We start from the raw sequence: 16,309 nt of genomic DNA, 5'->3' as shown, positions 1-16,309 counted from the left end.
CCGCCAAAAACCCACCGGCTTTCTGCCACGCCGGGCGCGGGCGGGTCTAGCGGTTTGATGCGGCTTTGCCTAGGCCGCGAGTTATAAATCCGGGCAGAACGCAGATGCTTCGTATCGCGCGGTTTGCGCTTGTCTCGCGACCTGTCTCCGCCTATCCCGAAATATCGCCCATGGGCCTCGTTTGACATGGAATTGGAAACGCCGTGATCCTCGACGCCGCCCGTGCCGCCTTGAGCCGGCTGTTCTCGCCCGAATTCCGTTCTGTGTTCCTGAAGACGCTGGGGCTGACCTTGCTGGCGCTGGCGGCGCTTTGGTTCGGGATCAAGAGCTTGTTCGAATGGCTGGCCTGGCCGTGGATCGATGCATGGCTCCCCGCCCTACCCTCCTGGGCCGGATGGCTGGGCGCCGTCGTCGCCGGCATCGGCCTTGCGCTGGGCTTGGCGCTGCTCATCGCGCCGGTGACGGCGATCATCGCCGGCCTGTTCCTCGACGACGTCGCCGAAGTGGTCGAGCGCACGGATTATCCAAACGACCCGCCCGGCCGCGCCGTGCCGGCGTTGCGCTCGCTGGTGCTGGCGATCCGATTTTTCGGCGTCGTTATCCTCGGCAACATCGTCGCCCTGCTGCTGCTCTTGGTGCCGGGCGTGAACATCGCCGCTTTCTTCATCGTCAATGGGTATCTGCTCGGACGCGAGTTCTTCGAATTCGCCGCCATGCGCTTTCGCCCGGAGGCCGAGGCCAAGGCGCTGCGCAGAAAGCACTCCATCACCGTGTTCCTGGCCGGGCTGGTGGTCGCCGCTTTCCTCGCCGTGCCGCTACTCAATCTTCTGACGCCGCTGTTCGCCGCCGTCATGATAGTGCACCTGCACAAGGCGATCTCGGCACGGGAGGGGAGCTATCTCAGCAGAAAACCCCTGCCCAGTTCGTCGTCGTCCTCGACGATGAATTCGGCCCGCCCTGAGTAATAGGCGCGGCCGCCGACGCGGGCGATGATGGCGTCATGCGGCCCGGCTGTGGCCGTGCGTACGACGGCGCCGGAAAAGCGCGAGCCGGCGATGCTCTCGAACAGCCGCGTCCGGCCAATCTCGATTTGGCCCTTGGCGTGCATGGCCGCCAGCCGCGCGGTGACGCCGGAGCCGGTCGGCGAACGGTCGACCTCCGCCTCGGCGAAAACGCAGATGTTTTTGGTCGGCGTATCGGAGAACGCATCCTGTCCGTCGGTCAGGATGGTGCCGTAGAGAAAGGCGAGATCGGCATGGTCGGGATGCGACAGCGGCAATTCGGCCTTGAGCTTATTGGTCAGCGCGGTCGCTGCATCGACGAAATCGCGCACCCGGTTCTGGCCGAATTCCAGCCCGAACTGGCGGCAGTCGGCCAGTGCATAGAAGGCGCCGCCATAGGCGATGTCGAAGCCGACCGGACCATAGCCCGGCAGCTCGATCCGCTGGTTGCCGGCGAACAGAAACGCCGGCACGCTTTCGAAGGACACCGCGCCGGCCTTGCCGTCCCTTACCTCGACCGCAGCCGAAATCAGCCCGCATGGCGCCTCGATATTGACGGTCGTCATCGGCTCGCGTGGCGCCACCAGCCGCTCGTCGACGGCGTAGCGGCCGAGCGCGACGATGGCGTGGCCGCACATCGTCGAATAGCCCTCATTGTGCATGAACAGCACCGCGAGGTCGGCGCCCGGCAGGTCGGGCTCCACCAGCAGCGCGCCATACATGTCGTAATGGCCGCGCGGCTCGAACATCAGGATCTTTCTGAGATGATCGAGATGGTCGCGCACATAGGCACGCTTTTCGAGGATCGTGCCCTTGGGAATGTCGGGGTAGCCGCCGGTGACGATCCGCAGCGGCTCGCCGCCGGTGTGCATGTCGACGACGGTGAGCGTCATTCGCCGGGCCCCGCCTAGGCGGAAGATTTGGCAAACAGCGCCTGCAGCTTGCCGAACGGCATGGCGGCGCGGGTGAAGCCGAAGGTGCCATCCTGCTGGATCTCGCGCGCCGCGGTCTCCAGCATGCCGAAAGCAAAATTGGTCAGCCATGGGCCGAGCGAGATGCGCTTTACCCCAGCCATGGCAAGATCGGCGATGGTGAAGCCGGGCCTAGCCATGACGTTCACGGGCTTGGTCAGCGCCGAGCAGACGGTTCGCACCATCTCGATGTCGCCCAGGCCCGGTGCATAGAGCACGTCGGCACCGGCTTTCTCGAAGGCCTGCAGCCGCTTGATCGTGTCGTCGAGATCGGGCTTGCCCCACAGGAAATTCTCGGCCCGCGCGGTGAAGACGAAATCGCGTTTCAGTGCCCGTGCCGCTTCCGCCGCCGCCGCGACGCGATCGACGGCATGCGAAAAATCATAGATCGGCTTGGCGGGCTCGCCGGTATGGTCCTCGATCGAGCAGCCGGCGAGGCCAGCCGCCTCGGCGGCGAAGATGGTCTCGCCGGCACTTGTCGCGCTGTCGCCCTTGCCCTTTTCGAGGTCCGCCGAAACCGGCAGCCCGGTCGCCGCTGACACTTCACGGCAATGATGGATCATCGCCTCGAACGTCACCGCGCCGTCCGGCAGGCCGCGCGAAAAGGCAAAGCCGGCGCTGGTCGTGGCCAGCGCCTTGAAGCCGAACGAGGCCAAGAGCTTGGTCGTGCCGACGTCCCATGAATTGGCCATAACGAAGATCGATGTATGCAGGTCGCGAAAAATCTTGCCCTTGTCCATGGATGCTCCCCTCCAGTGCAGAATGTGAGGCAAATTCTAGCCCGGCGGAACGCGCCGGGCAAACAAATGCGGTTGGCTCAGAAGCGTTTGGCGTTCTCTCCTGCCAATCGGTCCAGCGCATCGGAATCCTTGACGTAACGCGAAGCGTTTTTGTCCCAATGATAGGTGACGGAAATGTCGCGCGAAGACGCCTCTGGCGGCGGCTGGCCGTCGCAGCTTTCATCGCCCGGCACTGTCGCGTCGGTCACCGTAACCTTGATGGCTGCATAGGGCTGGCCGTCGGCAATCGCCTGGAAGGCCGCATTCTGCGTCCTTCGGTTGGTGCAGAGGTTTTCGTCGAACGTATAGATCATGTCGATCAGCTCGAACCTGTCGTTGCGGACCATGACCAGCGGCGCGATCACATAGCCCTGGCTCGAATTGAAATGCGTGCTCGTGGTGATGATGACGTCATCGCCGGGCCCGATCGACAGCTTGCCCGGATCGCGAAAGTAGGTGCTGCGGTCAACGGCAACATTGACCGCGTCGAGCAAGGCCGGCTTGCCGGTGATGTCGTAGAGTGCCAGCACTGCATAACCCTCGGCGCTGTCAGGCGAGTCGCCGAGGTCGAGCAGCATCGCCAGCCGGTCCTTGCCGCCGGCCTTGATGTCGAGCACGTCGGCGCTGGAAAGACCCGACGTCGCCGGCGGCGAGCCGTCGTAGTCCGGTCCAGCGATGTGGCGCATCTCGATCGGCATCGAACCCCGGAAAAAGCCGGCCTTGTCCGCGGCCAGATCGGGAATGACCATCCTGGCGAGATCGAGATAGGTGACATCGCCGTGGCCGGGGACAGCGCTGCCGAGCTCCGGGAAGCTGACGGCCTCCGCGCTGGCCGTCGTCCAAAGACAGGGCAGCAGCAGGCAAGCAACGATGAAACGAAGCAGGGAGAAGGTCATGCGCGCGCGCTCGTTATGTCGGGCGCGCGCAAGCTATAGCATTTTGCGGCCAAGAGGAAACACTTGGCGTTGCCTCACTATGTTGGTTTGGCTTGGCTCGCCAGGGTCTGCTGGAAAACCGGCACCAGCTGATCCATGGCGGCTGCGAGCCACGTGCCGAGTTCGTCGGGCAGAGTATCGTGAATCCAGACCAGGCGGCTCCGGCCCTCGCCCTCGGCAAAGACCTGCATGGAGGTGTTATCGTGAGTGACCTCGTCGCCGAGCCATCCCCACACGATCCGCCGGCCCTGCTCGTCGCGGGCGATGAGCCGCTCTCGCACGATCTTGCCGTCGGCGAAAGTAAGGACCCGTACGTCGCCCTCATCCACCCGGCAATCGACGAAAACGCCTGGGGCTATCCGTTGGGCGCCGCCGGCGAAGTCGCCCACCGTCGCCCATACGCTTTCCGGTGAAGCATCTACGATGATTTCCCTGACTATCGAAGCCATGTTTCGCCTTCCCTTCGTTAACAGGTAGACCTGTCTGTCTACATATGGATGTATACAGACCTGTCTGCTATACGGTCAAGGCATGTCCGCAGCCCGAATCAACGATCGTCCCGAAAGTCTTGCGCGCCGCCGCATCCTCGAAACGGCGACCGCGCTGTTTTCTCTGGAGGGGGTCCGTGCAGTCGGCATCGACCGCATCATCGCCGAGGCCGGCGTTGCGAAGGCGACGTTCTATCATCACTTCGCGGCCAAGGACGACCTCGTCCGCGCCTATATCGAGGAGATCAGCAAGGGAGGACGGGCGGCAATCGCGAGCCTTGGCCGGCGGCCACCTCGCCTGATGATCCTTGCCGTATTCGATCTCATTGCCGATGCGGCGGATCAGCCGGGCTACCGCGGCTGCCCGTTCCAAAATGCCGCGGCCGAATACCCCGACCCGAGGAGCCCGGTTCGCGAGGCAATCGATAAGCATCGTCACTGGAAGTGGGGCATCCTCAGGGATCTGCTGATCGCTGACGCAAATCCCGATCCGGACCGCACCGCGGACGCGCTAACAGTGGCGGCCGACGGCCTGCTTGTCGTCAGTCATCTCGACAGGCCGGCCAATCTGCGCACTCTCATACGCGACACGGTCGACCGAGTACTTGGGGCGCCGCGCCCGGTCTGAGATCTGGCGCGCATGCAGCCTGCGCAAAGGCGATCAGTGGATCGGCACCAGCCCGGCCAGTTTACGCATGTCGTCGAACAGGATGCCTCCGGCTTCGATCAGTCCATCGCGGTCGGAAAGCGGGTCGCCGTGGTAGGAATAGACGCGCATGCCGGCGGCGATGCCGGCTGCCGTGCCGGCGACGCTGTCCTCGATGACGATGCAGTCGGCGGGCGCGAAGCCCATCGTCGCTGCCGCATGCAGGAAGAGGTCGGGGAACGGCTTGCCACGCGAGACCATGGTCGAGCTGAACAGCGCATGCTCGAAAAGCGGCAGCAGCCCGGTCTGGCCGAGCGTGATGTGCATTTTGGACACCCGTGCCGACGAGGCGACACAGGTGGCGATGCCGGCGGCGTGCACGGTTTCGATGAACTCGCGAACGTTGGGGATGGCCTCGACGCCATGCGCGAACAGGTCCGGCAGGCCGGCGTTCCAGCGCTCGACGAAATCGGCGCCGAGGCTGACGCCGGTCGCCTCGACTTCCTTCTGCACCGAGACCATGCTGCGGCCGGAGAAATTCTTGCGGCAATATTCGAAGCTGGCCGGAAAGCCGGCCGCGCTCAGCCATTCGGCGAGGCGCCGATTGGCCAGGTTCTCGGTGTCGACCAGAACCCCGTCGCAATCGAAGATGACGAGCTTGGGTATTTTCATCAGGCCGTGCCGGTCGATCCGAAGCCGCCCGAGCCGCGCGTTGTGCCGCCAGCCAATGTGCGCTCCTCGACGGTCGCCTGCGTCACCGGGGCGAAGACGATCTGGGCGATCCGCATGCCGCGCGTCACCGCGAAATCCTCGTCGCCGAGATTGATCAGCAGCACCTTGACCTCGCCGCGATAGTCGCTGTCGATGGTGCCCGGCGTGTTGAGGCAGGTGAGCCCGTGCTTGAAGGCGAGGCCCGAACGCGGCCGGACCTGGCCTTCGACGCCCTCCGGAATTTCCAGGACCAGCCCGGTCGGCACCAGCGCACGCTTTCCCGGCAGGATCAAAAGCGGCCTGTCGTCCGGGACGGCGGCGCGCAGGTCCATGCCGGCGGCGCCCGAGCTTTCATAGGCCGGAAGCGGCAAGCCCTCGCCATGCGGCAGCCTGACGAAGCCGACAGCCGGACCGATGACGGAGGTGGGATAAAGTGCTGCGCGCATGAGGCTGATCCTATCGTCGCGAACGCCGGTTCAGTCAACTCGGCGGCAATGCTATCAACGGCTTTCTTTCAGCACAGTTCCGCTTCAGCGCAGTTCCATCGGAACGACCGTGGTCTCCTTGATCTCCTCCATGACGAAGGAGGCCGAAACGTCCGACAGCGCCACCTTGGCGATCAGCCGCTGGTAGAGCCGGTCATAGGCCTTCACATCGGCAACGCGGGCGCGCAGGACATAGTCGAGATCGCCGGACATGCGGTAGGCGCCGGTGATCTCGGCAAAGCCGGTCACCGCCGCTCGGAATCTTTGCAGCCAGTCGGGATCGTGGTTCGAGGTGCGGATCAGGATGAACACCGAAAGGCCGAGCCCAAGCTTGTCGGCGTCGACCAGCGCCACCCGGCCGGTGATGACGCCGTCTTCCTCCAGCCGCTTCACCCGGCGCCAGCAGGCATTGCGCGACAGCGATATTCTTGCCGAGAGCTGGTCGACGGACAGCGTGCCGTCGCGTTGCAGCTCGGCCAGCAATCTCCGGTCTATTTCGTCGATTTCCGGCGCCATGTGGGATGTTTGTCCCAAAATTCAGCCTTTCACAAGGACAATTTGAGACCGATGAACCGAACACCCATGCCAGTATACTCATCGCCGGCTCTTCATGCCGGCAGGAGGGATCGACATGACGGCACGGCTCGCAAGACTTTTCACCTCTCACTCGGCCGCGGTCGGCGAGAGCTATTTCGGCCATATGGCTTTCGCCGCATGGTTCTCGTCGCGATTGTTCATGGCGGCGTTTGCCGCGCTCGTTCATGCTTTCTTGCCGTTTCTGTTCGAGACCACGGCAAGCGGCATCATCCGTGAGCTCTATGAGCGGACGCACAACAGGGGACGGTAGGCCGTAGAGGCGCCGAGCGCGGCGAGGCCGCTGGACAGGGCCGCCCCTCAACGGGCCCCGCAGCGCAATCCCGATCAAGCGCCGCCATCGTCGAAATGTCGAGCCAGGCTTGCATCCACGCGCCAATCCGCCATTTTGAGGAGCGCGGCGCGATAGCCCGGAGCATTCACCATGGATATCGTCTTTTCCTCGACCACCAATCTGGCCGCGGCCATCCGCGACCGTACGGTTTCCGCAATAGAGGTGCTGGACGAGCATCTGGCGCAGATTGACAGGCACAATGAGGCGGTCAACGCAGTCGTAACCCTCGATCGGGACGGTGCGCGGCAACGCGCTGGCAAGGCCGACGAAGCCCAGGCGCGCGGCGAGGCCCTTGGGCCGCTGCATGGCGTGCCGTTCACACTGAAGGACACGCACGAAACAGCGGGCATGAGAACCACCGTCGGCTTCCCGGCTTTCGCCGACTATGCCCCGAGGGCAGACAGTCCGGTCGTTGCCCGGCTGAAGGCGGCAGGGGGCATACTGGTGGGCAAGACGAACGTGGCGACAATGCTCGGTGACTGGCAGTCGAGCAATCCGCTGTTTGGCCGCACCGGCAATCCCTGGAATCTCCAGCGCACCGCCGGCGGCTCCAGTGGCGGTGCGGCGGCGGCGCTCGGCACCGGAATGACGCCGTTCGAGGTCGGCACCGACATGCAGGATTCGATCCGGCTGCCCGCCGCCTTTTGCGGCGTCTACGGCCTCAAGCCGACCGAGCACCGCGTCTCGCTCGCCGGCGCCTTCCCCGATCCAGGCGGGGCGCCGCGCAGCGTGAGGCTGATCTCCTGCCTCGGACCGATGGCGCGCAGCGTCGAGGACCTGGCACTGATCTACGGCCTCATTGCCGGGCCGGATGGAAGCGATACCGACCTTGCGCCGGTACCGGTCGAAACCATGCCGGAGCTGGATCTCAGAAATTTGCGGATTGCCGTCGCGCCGTCCTTTCCGGGCTTTCCGGTGGCCGGCGAGATCAGCGCGGCGGTCGAAAGCCTGGCAAAAGAGCTTCAGGCTGCGGGCGCCATCGTCGAGGCCGAATTGCCGAAGCTCGACCTGCACGACGACCTGGAGCAAGGCGGTGCGCTGATCGGCATGATGCTGGAGGCGGCGCAGCCCGAACCACCGGAGAAGCCGACGCCGGTCTCGCGCTGGTTCGAGGCGCTCGCCCGCCGCGACCGCTCCATCCTGGCGTGGGAACGGTTCTTCGACGGCTGCGACGCCTTGCTGTGCCCGGTCGCCATGGCCACCGCCTTCCCGCATTGCGAGCCGGGAACGTCGATCGAGGTCGACGGCGAGAAGCAAAGCTACTGGATGCTGCCGGCCTATGGCGCGGTGTTCAATTACAGCGGCCACCCCGCACTGTCGCTGCCCTGCGGACAGGACAGCAATGGCCTGCCCATCGGACTACAGATTGTTGGCAAACGCTGGTCGGAGTCGCGCCTGCTCGGGATCGCCAGGGCAATCGACCCGCTGGCCGGCGGCTTTCGCCGCCCGCCCGGTTATTGAGTAAACCGCGCCAGCCCGTAGGGATCAAGCAGCGGATCGCGCTCGCCGTCGAGGATTTCGCGGGCGGCGAACAGGCCGACGGCCGGTGCCAGCGTGATGCCGGAATGCATGACCGCGACGTAGACGCCGCTCGTGCCTTCGGCGCGGCCAATGATCGGAAAGCCATCGACCGGCGTCGGCCGGTAGCCAATGGTGTGGAAATCGAGTTCCAGCTCATCCGCGCCGCGTAGCATCGCCTTCATCGCCGCAAACAGGTCGCCGGCGGTGGCCGCGGCATCCATGCCGGGATCGGCGCCGCCGAAATCCGAGCCCGCGATGATGCGGCCTTCCGCCGTCTGGCGCATATGCAGGCGGTCGCCGATCACCAGGCCGTTGAGCAGCTTTTCGTAGGGGCGCGAATGCACGATCAGGCCGGGTGGCGTCTCGATCGGCAGTTCTATCCCGGCTATTGCCGCTAGTGCCGGAGAGCCGGCTCCGGCCGCGATCACCACCTCGTCGGCAGCAATCCGCCCGCCGGATGTATCGACGCCGGCAATCCTGCCGTTGGCTTGCACCAGAGCGGTGACGGTCGTCCCGGCTACAATTCGCGCGCCGCGCCGTTCGGCGTCGGCCAGCAGTGCTTGCGTGGCGGCGACCGGCTCGGCGACACCTTCCTCGGCGACATAAAGGGCGAAATCGGGAAGTTCGGCCAGATTGGGCTCGATACGCGCCGCTCCGGCACGGTCGACACGCTCGATGCCGTAGCCCCATGCGGAGTGCTCGGCCGCATAGGCCTCAAGTTCGGGACGTGGCAGGTCCCAGCACAAGCCACCGCACCACTGCAACGGGATGCCGGGCACCTCGTTCGCCAGCCGCGTCCATTCGGCCATCGACCGAATGCGTAGGCGGAAATAGACCTCCGGATTGCCCCAGCTGGCATTGATCCAGGCAAAGGAATTCGGTGTCGCGACGCCGCCGGCGCCGCTGTCGGCAATGACCGTCACCTTTGCTCCGGCCCTGGTCAGGTGCCAGGCGATGGAGGCGCCGATGATGCCGGCGCCGATGACGATGACTTGTTTCGCCGCTGTCATGCTTCACTCCTCGTTCCAACGCCACCACTGCGATGCCATTGCCCGTGGGTTCTGCCAAGAGCGCGCGGTATAAAATATGCTTCTTGACTTTAATACGTACGTACGATTACACCGGCATGGCTAGACATTCACTTCGCGAAAAACTTCTCGACGCCGGTTTCAAAACCATCTGGAATTCCGGCTATTCGTCCGCCGGCGTACGCGACATCGTCGCCGCGGCCGATGCCCGCCCGGGGTCCTTCACCAATCATTTTGTCTCCAAGGAGGCGTTCACCGGCGAGGTGCTGGACCGCTATTTCGCCTATGTGAGCGGTTTGGTGGAGCAGGCCCTTGCTCGGGACGGCACGCCCCCGGTCGGGCGCTTGCGCCGCTATCTCGAAATCATCACGTCGAAGCTGGAGGCGCATGATTGGGCACGGGGCTGCATGATCGGCAATCTCAGCCTCGAGACGGCGGCTCACAGCGAGGCGCTGAGGCTGCAACTCGTCGCCATTTTCGAACGCTGGCGTAAGCCCTTTGCCGAATGCATCGCCGAGGGCCAGGCGGCTGGCGACATCACCGACGCGTTCGATGCCGAGGACCTCGCCGATTTCCTGTTGAGTTCCTGGCAAGGCGCGATGCTGCGCATGAAGGTGGAGCGCAGTCCCGAACCGCTCGAGCGTTTCAAGAATATCGTCTTCAAAACAGTCTTCGCAAAAAGGAGCTGATCCGATGAACCCGAAACTCGAAAAGCAGCAATCCCGCACAATGTTGCCACGCTCGCAAGTCGCGGTGCTCGATTCCACCATCTCCTATGTCGAGGCAGGCACGGCTGGCCCGACGGTACTCTTCCTGCACGGCAACCCGACGTCGTCCTACATCTGGCGCGACATCATCCCGCATGTGGCGCCGTTCGGCCGCTGCATTGCGCCCGACCTGATCGGCTATGGCCAATCCGGCAAGCCGGACATCGACTATCGCTTCTTCGACCACGTCCGCTATCTCGACGCCTTCATCGAGACGCTTGGCATCACCGACATGGTTGTCGTCGCGCAGGACTGGGGCACCGCGCTCGCCTTCCATCTCGCGGCCCGGCGGCCGCAGCGGATCCTCGGCCTCGCCTTCATGGAATTCATCCGCCCCTTCGAGAGTTGGGACGATTTTCACCAGCGTCCGCAGGCGCGCGAATTGTTCAAGGCAATGCGCACGCCTGGCGTCGGTGAGAAGCTTGTCCTGGAAGATAACGTCTTCGTCGAAAAGGTGTTGCCGGCTGCGGTGCTGCGCACGATGAGCGATGAGGAAATGGCCTCCTACCGGGCACCGTTCCCGACGCCGCAATCGCGCAAGCCGATCCTGCGGCTGCCGCGCGACCTGCCGATTGAAGGCCAGCCCGCCGATGTCGCTGCCATCAGCGAGCACGACCATCGGGCGCTCCGGCTCTCTTCCTACCCGAAGCTGCTTTTCTCAGGCGATCCGGGGGCCCTCGTCTCGCCGCAGGCGGCACGGGAATTCGCGGCCGGCCTAAAGAACTGCCGGTTGATCGATCTCGGACCCGGCGCGCATTATCTGCAGGAGGACCATGCCGACAGGATCGGCGCCGCAATTGCCGAGTGGATTCCGGAGGTGGCCTTCGAGAGCCGAGCGACCGAATCGGCCTGACGTCGGGACGTGAACCGGCGGCTGCGGCAGCCGGAGAGGTCGACAGCTTAGCTCTGCCGGTGCCAAGCGATGGAGGCGCCAATGATGCCGGATCCAATGACGATGATGTTCTTGCTCGCGGCCGTGTACCTTCAAACGCCCAGGACTTCTTGCCCTCATTGCCACCATGGTACAGACTTGCCAAGAGCGTTGCCGGGACCGCTCTCGAAGCGGGTCGATGACGATCGCCTCACTGGAAACGTTCAGCTCAATCACATGAGGGTCATTTGCGCCGCTGGATAAAAGGGCTGGTTTTTGCTGCAGCCGGAGCCGCCATTGTCTATGCCGTCTTCTTCGGCCCGCTGCCGATCGTTCGATCTTGGTGGCAGGACGACAACTGGCTGGATCCTTTGCATAAGCGCCATCGCATTGCTGACGGTTTGGTGCTGACCGGGGCGTTGGTTGGGAAATCGCGGGCAGAAGTTGTTGCCATGCTCGGCGAGCCGCCGAAGACGGACCATTTTGAGGACTGGAGTCTGGTTTATATTCTTGGTTCGGAAAGAGGATTTTTTTCGATCGACTCTGAATGGCTGGTTATGCGCCTGGATGACGCTGGCTCGGTCACGCAGGCGGCTATCGTCAGAGACTGAACCTGCTGCCGGGGTATCAGCGGTGTTTCCGTTCGACAGGCCGGAAAAGCGCTGCTAGAAGCCCGCGCCACAGACAGGATTCCATGAAATTGGCTGAAGACATCGAACAAGCGGTATCGCGCCGCCGCACTTTCGCGATCATTGCCCACCCCGACGCCGGCAAGACGACGCTGACCGAAAAACTGCTTTTGTTCGGCGGCGCTATCCAGCTTGCCGGCGAGGTCAAGGCCAAGAAGGACCGCATCCAGACCCGCTCGGACTGGATGAAGATCGAACGCGAGCGCGGCATTTCGGTGGTCACCTCGGTGATGACCTTCGAATACGAGGACACCGTCTTCAACCTGCTCGACACGCCCGGCCACGAGGATTTCGCCGACGACACCTATCGCACGCTGTCGGCGGTCGACAGCGCGGTCATGGTGATCGACGCCGCCAAGGGCATCGAGCCGCGCACGCTGAAACTGTTCGAGGTCTGCCGGCTGCGCGACATCCCGATCATCACCTTCGTCAACAAAATGGACCGCGAAAGCCGAGACCCATTCGACATCCTCGACGAGATCGAGCAGAAGCTGGCACTGGATACAGCGCCGATCACCTGGCCGATCGGCCGCGGCAAGACCTTTTCCGGGACCTACCATCTGGCGCTGAACGCGGTGCGCAAGGGCGACGCCGAAAAGGAGCGCACGCCGGTCAATGGACCCGATTCCAACCGCGTCGCCGGCCTGTTGCCGGAGAACGAGCGGGAGGCCTTCATCGAGGAGCTGGAGCTGGCGCGCGAGGCCTGTCGCCCGCTCGACCTCGACGCCTTCCGCGAGGGCCATCTGACGCCGGTCTATTTCGGCTCGGCGCTGCGCAATTACGGCGTGCGCGACCTGATCGAGGCGCTCGGCGCCTATGGGCCGCCGCCGCGCGCGCAGGAGGCCGACAGCCGCAAGGTCGAGGCGACCGAGGACAAGATGACCTCCTTCGTCTTCAAGATCCAGGCCAATATGGACCCCAACCATCGCGACCGCATCGCCTTCGTCCGCGTCTGCTCCGGCAAGCTCGAGCGCGGCATGAAGGCCAAGCTGGTGCGCACGGGAAAGCCGATGAGCCTGTCGGCGCCGCAATTCTTCTTCGCCCGCACCCGCGTCACCGCCGACGAGGCGTTCGCCGGCGATGTCGTCGGCATCCCCAACCACGGCACGCTGCGCATCGGCGACACGCTGACCGAAGGCGAGGAGATCCTGTTTCGCGGCGTGCCGAATTTCGCGCCTGAAATCCTGCGCCGCGTTCGCCTCGGCGATGCCATGAAAGCCAAGAAGCTCAAGGAAGCACTGCACCAGATGGCCGAGGAAGGCGTCGTGCAATTGTTCTCGCCGGAGGACGGCTCGCCAGCCATCGTCGGCGTCGTCGGCGCCCTGCAGCTCGACGTCTTGAAGGAGCGGCTAAACTTCGAATACACGCTGCCGGTCGATTTCGAGATGTCGCGCTTTTCCGTCTGCCGCTGGATATCGGCCGACGACAAGGCCGAACTCCAGCGCTTCATCGAGGCGCATCGCGGCGACATCGCCCGCGATCTCGACAACGATCCGGTGTTCCTCGCCCAGCACGCCTTCTCGCTCAACTACGAGGCCGAGCGCTGGAAGGCGATCCGCTTTACCGCGGTCAAGGATTATCAGGTCCGCGACAGAGCGGCTTGACGCGCCCCTTCCCTTCTTCCTTTGTTGTGGGAGAAGGGAAGATCGCGTTCGTTCACCCTTTCGCTGCCTCTTCGATCTTGGCGATGTCGATCTTGCTCATCTGCATCATCGCCTGCATCACGCGGCCGGCCTTTTCCGTGTCGGGGTCCAGCAGCAGCCTGGGCAGCTGTTCGGGAACGACCTGCCAGGAGAGGCCGAATTTGTCCTTCAGCCAGCTGCACTGGCTGGGCTGGCCACCGCCCGCGATGAGCCTGTCCCAGAAATAGTCGACCTCTTCCTGCGTCTTGCAGTCGATGGAGAGCGAGACTGCCTGGGTGAACTTGAATTGCGGGCCGCCGTTGAGCGCGTGGAACTGAACGCCGTCGAGCTCGAATGAGACCATCAGCACCTTGCCCTCATTATCGCCGCTGCCCTTGGGCCAGCGCATCACGCTCAGCACCTTCGAATTCTTGAAGATGGAGATGTAATGGTTCATGGCCTCCTCGGCCTGGTCGTCGAACCACAGGCAAGGGGTGATCTTTTGCATTCTCTTGCTCCTCGGGCTGGTTTTGGCTTGTTTCACTCGCAAAACGGCCGGCTGGCAATTGATGCCCGGTCCCGCCGTCTGCTCAAGGACGCTCGAGCAAAACACGATCCGACAGCACTTCTGACTTTTTTACGGCCTGGACCGGCTGCGTCTTTGGCTGGCCGCTCGTTCCGCACCCTGGCGCAGCGCAAAATTGTGGCCAGACCAGAGTGTGCCGTCTATAAGGCCTGCGGCTCAATTCCGGTTTTCCGCACCTTTGGGCGCGACGCAGACAGCAAGGACAGTTCAATGCCCGCCTACCGTTCCCGCACCACCACCCATGGCCGCAACATGGCCGGCGCCCGCGGCCTGTGGCGCGCTACCGGCATGAAGGATTCGGATTTCGGCAAGCCGATCATTGCCGTGGTCAATTCCTTCACCCAATTCGTGCCGGGCCATGTCCATTTGAAGGATCTCGGCCAGCTGGTTGCCCGCGAGATCGAAAAAGCCGGCGGCGTTGCCAAGGAGTTCAACACCATTGCCGTCGATGACGGCATCGCCATGGGCCATGACGGCATGCTCTATTCGCTGCCGTCGCGCGAATTGATCGCCGACTCGGTCGAATACATGGTCAACGCGCACTGCGCCGACGCGATGGTCTGCATCTCGAATTGCGACAAGATCACGCCCGGCATGCTGATGGCGTCGCTGCGCCTCAACATCCCGACCGTCTTCGTCTCCGGCGGGCCGATGGAGGCCGGCAAGGTGGTGCTCGCCGGCAAGAGCCAGGCGCTTGATCTGGTCGACGCTATGGTCGCGGCCGCCGACGACAAGGTGTCCGACGAGGACGTCAGGACCATCGAACGCTCGGCCTGCCCGACCTGCGGTTCCTGCTCCGGCATGTTCACCGCCAATTCGATGAACTGCCTGACCGAGGCGCTCGGCCTGTCCTTGCCCGGCAATGGTTCGACGCTGGCGACGCATGCCGACCGCAAGCGCCTGTTCGTCGAGGCCGGCCACCTGATCGTCGATCTTGCCCAGCGCTATTACGAGCAGGACGACGACACCGCGCTGCCGCGCAGCATCGCCTCGAAGGGCGCCTTCGAGAACGCCATGACACTCGACATCGCCATGGGCGGCTCGACCAACACCGTGCTGCACATCCTTGCCGCGGCACATGAGGGCGAGGTCGACTTCACCATGGCGGACATCGACCGGCTGTCGCGGCGGGTGCCAGTGCTGTGCAAGGTGGCCCCGGCCAAGGCAGACGTCCATATGGAGGATGTCCACCGCGCCGGCGGCATCATGGCCATCCTCGGCCAGTTGGATAGCGCCGGGCTGATCAACCGCGACCTGCCGACGGTGCACACCGCAAGCCTCGGCGAAGCGCTCGATCATTGGGATATTTCGCGCACCACCAGCCAGAATGTCCGCGATTTCTTCCTGGCGGCACCCGGCGGCGTGCCGACGCAAGTCGCGTTCAGCCAGGACCGCCGCTGGGACGATCTCGATCTCGACCGCGAGAAGGGCGTCATCCGCTCGGCCGAACATCCTTTCTCCAGGGATGGCGGCCTTGCCGTGCTGAAAGGCAATCTGGCACTCGATGGCTGCATCGTGAAGACGGCGGGCGTCGATGAATCGATCCTGAAATTCACCGGTCCGGCAAGAGTGTTCGAAAGCCAGGACGCCAGCGTCAAGGCGATCCTGTCGAACGAGATCAAGGCCGGCGATGTCGTCGTCATCCGCTATGAAGGGCCACGCGGCGGACCCGGCATGCAGGAAATGCTCTACCCGACCAGCTATTTGAAGTCGAAAAGCCTCGGCAAAGCCTGCGCACTGATCACCGACGGTCGTTTTTCCGGCGGCACCTCCGGCCTGTCGATCGGCCATGTCTCGCCGGAAGCCGCGGAAGGCGGTCTGATCGGGCTGGTCAGGGAAGGCGACACGATCGAGATCGATATCCCCAACCGCACCATCAGGCTTGCTGTCGACGACGCCGAACTCATCGCCCGTCGCGCCGCGATGGAGGCCAGGGGAACGGCTGCCTGGAAGCCCGAAGAAAAGCGCAAGCGCAAGGTGACGACGGCCTTGCGCGCCTATGCGGCGATGGCGACAAGTGCCGCCAAGGGGGCGGTGCGGTACGTGCCGGAATAGTGGCTTTTCCTTCTCCCCTTGTGGGAGAAGGTGGATTGGCGCGCAGCGCCAAGACGGTTGAGGGGTGCTGGACGGAGTGTCGTCGGCGCCAAGCTGGAACACCCCTCATTCGGCCGCTTCGCGGCTACCTTCTCCCACAAGGAGACCTTTGCACAGAAGCCGATTGGTGATTCTGTGATGATGGTCGAAGCAGGGAGATTCGGGATGGCGGATCGTGTTCTGGGTC

18 protein-coding genes are annotated in these 16,309 nt (G+C 63.9%); 9 read left to right on the top strand and 9 right to left on the bottom strand.

All coding sequences use genetic code 11. The features are described 5' to 3' along the window. Window positions 1-203: 203 nt before the first annotated feature. Window positions 204-965: a sulfate transporter family protein gene (locus tag NKJ32_RS03720; RefSeq protein ID WP_352826823.1), complete on the top strand. Its 762-nt coding sequence runs from the start codon at window positions 204-206 to the stop codon at window positions 963-965. Here NKJ32_RS03720 and NKJ32_RS03715 read toward each other — a convergent pair. From NKJ32_RS03715 to NKJ32_RS03700, 4 genes are all read right to left on the bottom strand, one after another. Next, window positions 896-1,894, bottom strand: coding sequence for a proline racemase family protein (locus tag NKJ32_RS03715; protein ID WP_352698239.1), 999 nt, complete (start codon window positions 1,892-1,894; stop codon window positions 896-898). The genes NKJ32_RS03720 and NKJ32_RS03715 overlap by 70 nt on opposite strands. Before the next feature lie 14 nt (window positions 1,895-1,908). Next, the gene (locus NKJ32_RS03710; protein WP_023676373.1) at window positions 1,909-2,712 is read right to left on the bottom strand and encodes an isocitrate lyase/PEP mutase family protein; all 804 of its coding nucleotides are present in this window, start codon (window positions 2,710-2,712) and stop codon (window positions 1,909-1,911) included. A gap of 77 nt (window positions 2,713-2,789) precedes the next feature. Continuing rightward, on the bottom strand, window positions 2,790-3,647 hold the full coding sequence (locus tag NKJ32_RS03705) for a hypothetical protein (protein ID WP_352698240.1): 858 nt from the start codon (window positions 3,645-3,647) through the stop codon (window positions 2,790-2,792). A 77-nt stretch (window positions 3,648-3,724) separates the two neighbouring features. Then, entirely contained in the window at window positions 3,725-4,135 is a 411-nt protein-coding gene (locus tag NKJ32_RS03700) for an SRPBCC family protein (protein WP_352570218.1), read from the bottom strand. A gap of 82 nt (window positions 4,136-4,217) precedes the next feature. Here NKJ32_RS03700 and NKJ32_RS03695 point away from each other — a divergent pair, with 82 nt between their 5' ends. Continuing rightward, complete coding sequence (locus NKJ32_RS03695; protein WP_352698242.1) at window positions 4,218-4,802, top strand: TetR/AcrR family transcriptional regulator; 585 nt, start codon at window positions 4,218-4,220, stop codon at window positions 4,800-4,802. 33 nt (window positions 4,803-4,835) lie between these two features. On the opposite strand, the gene NKJ32_RS03690 is transcribed toward NKJ32_RS03695, so the two are convergent. The 3 genes from NKJ32_RS03690 to NKJ32_RS03680 form a co-directional block, all read right to left on the bottom strand. Beyond that, window positions 4,836-5,492, bottom strand: coding sequence for an HAD family hydrolase (locus NKJ32_RS03690; RefSeq protein ID WP_352826821.1), 657 nt, complete (start codon window positions 5,490-5,492; stop codon window positions 4,836-4,838). Then, window positions 5,492-5,977, bottom strand: coding sequence for a dUTP diphosphatase (gene dut / locus NKJ32_RS03685; RefSeq protein ID WP_023717930.1), 486 nt, complete (start codon window positions 5,975-5,977; stop codon window positions 5,492-5,494). The genes NKJ32_RS03690 and dut overlap by 1 nt, the downstream gene beginning before the upstream one ends. An 84-nt stretch (window positions 5,978-6,061) precedes the next feature. After that, entirely contained in the window at window positions 6,062-6,532 is a 471-nt protein-coding gene (locus NKJ32_RS03680) for an Lrp/AsnC family transcriptional regulator (protein WP_023676368.1), read from the bottom strand. A 115-nt stretch (window positions 6,533-6,647) separates the two neighbouring features. On the opposite strand from NKJ32_RS03680, the gene NKJ32_RS03675 reads away from it, so the two are divergent. Further along, on the top strand, window positions 6,648-6,863 hold the full coding sequence (locus NKJ32_RS03675; RefSeq protein ID WP_352826820.1) for a DUF6356 family protein: 216 nt from the start codon (window positions 6,648-6,650) through the stop codon (window positions 6,861-6,863). Window positions 6,864-7,034: 171 nt separating this feature from the next. After that, window positions 7,035-8,405, top strand: a complete 1,371-nt coding sequence (locus tag NKJ32_RS03670) for an amidase (RefSeq protein WP_352826819.1) — start codon at window positions 7,035-7,037, stop codon at window positions 8,403-8,405. On the opposite strand, the gene NKJ32_RS03665 is transcribed toward NKJ32_RS03670, so the two are convergent. Continuing rightward, window positions 8,399-9,475: an NAD(P)/FAD-dependent oxidoreductase gene (locus NKJ32_RS03665; RefSeq protein WP_352826817.1), complete on the bottom strand. Its 1,077-nt coding sequence runs from the start codon at window positions 9,473-9,475 to the stop codon at window positions 8,399-8,401. The two genes, NKJ32_RS03670 and NKJ32_RS03665, sit on opposite strands and share 7 nt — an antisense overlap. A 116-nt stretch (window positions 9,476-9,591) precedes the next feature. Here NKJ32_RS03665 and NKJ32_RS03660 point away from each other — a divergent pair, with 116 nt between their 5' ends. The 4 genes from NKJ32_RS03660 (at window position 9,592) to NKJ32_RS03645 (ending at window position 13,424) form a co-directional block, all read left to right on the top strand. Beyond that, entirely contained in the window at window positions 9,592-10,182 is a 591-nt protein-coding gene (locus NKJ32_RS03660) for a TetR family transcriptional regulator C-terminal domain-containing protein (RefSeq protein WP_352591167.1), read from the top strand. A gap of 4 nt (window positions 10,183-10,186) precedes the next feature. Beyond that, window positions 10,187-11,113 (top strand): haloalkane dehalogenase, encoded by a 927-nt coding sequence (locus NKJ32_RS03655; RefSeq protein ID WP_352826816.1) that lies wholly within the window; start codon window positions 10,187-10,189, stop codon window positions 11,111-11,113. Between the two features lie 266 nt (window positions 11,114-11,379). Beyond that, window positions 11,380-11,742, top strand: a complete 363-nt coding sequence (locus NKJ32_RS03650; protein WP_352635014.1) for a hypothetical protein — start codon at window positions 11,380-11,382, stop codon at window positions 11,740-11,742. 83 nt (window positions 11,743-11,825) lie between these two features. Then, window positions 11,826-13,424 (top strand): peptide chain release factor 3, encoded by a 1,599-nt coding sequence (locus tag NKJ32_RS03645; protein WP_502897323.1) that lies wholly within the window; start codon window positions 11,826-11,828, stop codon window positions 13,422-13,424. A 52-nt stretch (window positions 13,425-13,476) separates the two neighbouring features. On the opposite strand, the gene NKJ32_RS03640 is transcribed toward NKJ32_RS03645, so the two are convergent. Next, window positions 13,477-13,950, bottom strand: a complete 474-nt coding sequence (locus NKJ32_RS03640) for a VOC family protein (protein ID WP_352826815.1) — start codon at window positions 13,948-13,950, stop codon at window positions 13,477-13,479. 288 nt (window positions 13,951-14,238) lie between these two features. Here NKJ32_RS03640 and ilvD point away from each other — a divergent pair, with 288 nt between their 5' ends. Beyond that, window positions 14,239-16,083, top strand: coding sequence for a dihydroxy-acid dehydratase (gene ilvD, locus NKJ32_RS03635; protein WP_352826814.1), 1,845 nt, complete (start codon window positions 14,239-14,241; stop codon window positions 16,081-16,083). The last annotated feature ends 226 nt before the right edge of the window (window positions 16,084-16,309 follow it).

It is taken from the genome of Mesorhizobium sp. M0159, assembly GCF_040322295.1.
Lineage (GTDB): Bacteria > Pseudomonadota > Alphaproteobacteria > Rhizobiales > Rhizobiaceae > Mesorhizobium.
The sequence above is the reverse complement of the archived record's forward strand: the minus strand, read 5'-3'. Positions and strand labels throughout refer to the sequence as shown.

Bases quoted from the DNA above. Each gene is read 5' to 3' on its own strand.
- NKJ32_RS03715 (WP_352698239.1), bottom strand. From the start codon at position 1,894: ATGACGCTCACCGTCGTCGACATGCACACCGGCGGCGAGCCGCTGCGG.
- NKJ32_RS03710 (WP_023676373.1), bottom strand. From the start codon at position 2,712: ATGGACAAGGGCAAGATTTTTCGCGACCTGCATACATCGATCTTCGTT.
- NKJ32_RS03705 (WP_352698240.1), bottom strand. From the start codon at position 3,647: ATGACCTTCTCCCTGCTTCGTTTCATCGTTGCTTGCCTGCTGCTGCCC.
- NKJ32_RS03700 (WP_352570218.1), bottom strand. From the start codon at position 4,135: ATGGCTTCGATAGTCAGGGAAATCATCGTAGATGCTTCACCGGAAAGC.
- NKJ32_RS03695 (WP_352698242.1), top strand. From the start codon at position 4,218: ATGTCCGCAGCCCGAATCAACGATCGTCCCGAAAGTCTTGCGCGCCGC.
- NKJ32_RS03690 (WP_352826821.1), bottom strand. From the start codon at position 5,492: ATGAAAATACCCAAGCTCGTCATCTTCGATTGCGACGGGGTTCTGGTC.
- dut (WP_023717930.1), bottom strand. From the start codon at position 5,977: ATGCGCGCAGCACTTTATCCCACCTCCGTCATCGGTCCGGCTGTCGGC.
- NKJ32_RS03680 (WP_023676368.1), bottom strand. From the start codon at position 6,532: ATGGCGCCGGAAATCGACGAAATAGACCGGAGATTGCTGGCCGAGCTG.
- NKJ32_RS03675 (WP_352826820.1), top strand. From the start codon at position 6,648: ATGACGGCACGGCTCGCAAGACTTTTCACCTCTCACTCGGCCGCGGTC.
- NKJ32_RS03670 (WP_352826819.1), top strand. From the start codon at position 7,035: ATGGATATCGTCTTTTCCTCGACCACCAATCTGGCCGCGGCCATCCGC.
- NKJ32_RS03665 (WP_352826817.1), bottom strand. From the start codon at position 9,475: ATGACAGCGGCGAAACAAGTCATCGTCATCGGCGCCGGCATCATCGGC.
- NKJ32_RS03660 (WP_352591167.1), top strand. From the start codon at position 9,592: ATGGCTAGACATTCACTTCGCGAAAAACTTCTCGACGCCGGTTTCAAA.
- NKJ32_RS03655 (WP_352826816.1), top strand. From the start codon at position 10,187: ATGAACCCGAAACTCGAAAAGCAGCAATCCCGCACAATGTTGCCACGC.
- NKJ32_RS03645 (WP_502897323.1), top strand. From the start codon at position 11,826: ATGAAATTGGCTGAAGACATCGAACAAGCGGTATCGCGCCGCCGCACT.
- NKJ32_RS03640 (WP_352826815.1), bottom strand. From the start codon at position 13,950: ATGCAAAAGATCACCCCTTGCCTGTGGTTCGACGACCAGGCCGAGGAG.
- ilvD (WP_352826814.1), top strand. From the start codon at position 14,239: ATGCCCGCCTACCGTTCCCGCACCACCACCCATGGCCGCAACATGGCC.